The organism is Pseudomonas protegens, from assembly GCF_003732485.1.
Taxonomy (GTDB): domain Bacteria; phylum Pseudomonadota; class Gammaproteobacteria; order Pseudomonadales; family Pseudomonadaceae; genus Aquipseudomonas; species Aquipseudomonas protegens_B.
This window is the reverse complement of record NZ_MOAK01000086.1, coordinates 634,958-636,777: the sequence shown is the minus strand read 5'-3', so window position 1 is coordinate 636,777 and position 1,820 is coordinate 634,958. Positions and strand designations below refer to the sequence as shown.

General features: G+C 64.3%; 2 protein-coding genes. One reads left to right on the top strand and one right to left on the bottom strand.

What is annotated here, in order from left to right:
• Nucleotides 1-676 (top strand): efflux transporter outer membrane subunit (locus BLX41_RS36715; protein ID WP_259745369.1); only part of this gene is annotated, 676 nt, incomplete at its 5' end.
• A 68-nt stretch (nucleotides 677-744) separates the two neighbouring features.
• On the opposite strand, the gene BLX41_RS36710 is transcribed toward BLX41_RS36715, so the two are convergent.
• Nucleotides 745-1,820, bottom strand: a 1,076-nt coding sequence (locus tag BLX41_RS36710) for a SagB/ThcOx family dehydrogenase (RefSeq protein WP_259745368.1), incomplete at its 5' end; no start/stop codon positions are given.

The following is a 1,820-nucleotide window of genomic DNA, read 5'->3' as shown; positions in this document are numbered from 1 at the left end:
GCCGAGGCCCCAGCCGCTGGCGGCCGACCTGCTCAGCGACCTGCCGGCAGGCTTGCCGTCGGAGCTGCTGCAACGGCGTCCGGACATCCTCGAAGCCGAGTACAAGCTGAAAGCGGCCAACGCCAATATCGGCGCAGCGCGGGCGGCGTTCTTCCCGAGCATCAGCCTGACGGCCAACGCCGGCACCTTGAGCCCGGATCTGTCCGGCCTGTTCAAGGGCGGTTCGGGGACCTGGCTGTTCCAGCCGCAGATCAATCTGCCGATCTTCAACGCCGGCAGCCTGCGAGCCAGCCTGGACTACTCGAAGATCCAGAAAGACATCACCGTCGCGCAGTACGAGAAGTCCATCCAGACGGCCTTCCAGGAAGTCTCCGATGGCTTGGCCGCACGCCAGACCTACAACCAGCAGTTGCAGGCCCAGCGTGACTTCGTCAACGCCAACCAGGACTACTACCGCCTGGCCGAGCGTCGCTATCGCATCGGGGTCGACAGCAACCTGACCTTCCTCGACGCCCAGCGCTCGCTGTTCAGTGCCCAGCAGGCCTTGATCACCGATCGCCTGTCGCAGCTGACCAGCGAGGTCAACCTGTACAAGGCCCTCGGCGGCGGCTGGAGCGAACAGACCGCGAAGAACGAGCCACTGGCTGAAAAGGCCCCGGCGCTGCACCTGTTCTGAAGCACAGTCTGTCTGTATGAAAAACCCACCTGACGGTGGGTTTTTTTATGCCTCGCCGCGCCCTCCCCTCAACCTCCGGCACCATTGAGCAGGAACACCGGCTCGCGCAGGTAATCCAGGCCCAGTCGGGTTTCGAAGGTCTCGTCGCGCAAGGCCGCCGTGGTGCAGCTCTTGAGCCCCAGTGCCGTGGCCACCAAGGCGAAGCTCTGGCTCAAGTGGCCACAGTCCATCAAGGCCACGCGCAAGGCCCGGCTGCTCGGGTACTTCCAGGCCAGGCGCTCGAGCCGCGCGGTGGACAGAAACACCACGGCGGCCTTGCTGATCCAGTCCTGCTCACCACACGCCGCGCCAATCCACGTCCTCGGGTCCTCTCGCGAAAGCAGTTCAAGTCCGTGCCGGCGCACCGAATAGTGGTACAACCCCGCCTCGAAGCCCTGCACATTGAGCAGGATCGGATAGACCTCGATGGCATGCAGGGAGCCGCCGGAAGCCGAGGTTTTCTTCAGGAAAAAGTCGCCCATGGGATTGCGCCGCATCTGGCTGGCGCCCCAGGTGTAATACAGCAGCTGGGACAACTGCCGGGCGCTCAAGGGCGAACCGTCGAAGGTCCGGCAAGTCTCGCGATCGCTCAGGGCATCCAGCAGGTTCCGCTGCCCAAGCGCCTGCGCAGGTGCCAGCAGAGGATTGTCCAGGGCAACGAAGGGGTGTGAAAAGTAGTCCTTGAAGGCCGACGGCTGACGCTGCTGCAACGCCTTGCCCGCCAGTTGCTCTTCCATCTGCGCCACACTGATATAGGGCGTAGCGGTTTGGGTGCGAGTCCCCAGGTAGAAATCCAGGGCGTCCTGCCAGTGGGCCCAGATATCGCCGGCCTCCTCGGGCTCGGCAAGGCCCTGGGACTGCCCGGGCTGCAACAGGCCCAAATCGATCAGCTCCTGGAGCACCGCCAGGCTCTCGCCCTGTAACGCGCCGGGTAGCAAGAGGGCGCTATCCAGGGTCCGAGGGCAGAGAAAGTGCCGCACCAATGGCAGAAACTCCGTCGACAACTCCAGGTCCAGGTCGCGCCGGCGATCGCGCAGGGAAAAGGACTGATGGGCGAAACCGAGCCAAGTCCCTGGCCGCAGTTCGAACAAGGTCCGGCCATCCA